Here is a 274-nt window from a genome sequence, read left to right as displayed (position 1 = left end):
AAGATATTGCACAGGCGCTTACATTACTGGCGCCACGCATGCCTTTTTATGATGCCGAGCAAATCAGGGAAGCAGCATCTGCGCCGCATATGCGCACTCTTACTCCGCAAAACGCTGTGCGTTTGGCAGCGCTGGCCTATATTCGCCATACCTACACGGATTACGACAAGTTACGCAATGAAGGGCTGGATAAAGACAGCGCTCTATACTGGATCAACGATCAGGTTATAGAAATCCTGAACCAGTGGAGCGCTACAAAGTTAATGTCTGATAG

At 48.9% G+C, this 274-nt stretch carries 1 protein-coding gene; it reads left to right on the top strand.

Annotation, left to right across the window (positions count from 1 at the left end):
* Positions 1-38: 38 nt before the first annotated feature.
* Positions 39-274, top strand: a 236-nt coding sequence (locus HBA93_RS21110; protein WP_502910167.1) for a DUF2293 domain-containing protein, incomplete at its 3' end; no start/stop codon positions are given.

Origin of the sequence: Ochrobactrum sp. SFR4, assembly GCF_019730395.1 — a bacterium.
Taxonomy (GTDB): Bacteria; Pseudomonadota; Alphaproteobacteria; order Rhizobiales; family Rhizobiaceae; genus Pseudochrobactrum.
Note: the sequence above shows the minus strand (reverse complement) of the source record. Positions and strands in the feature narration are given on the sequence as shown.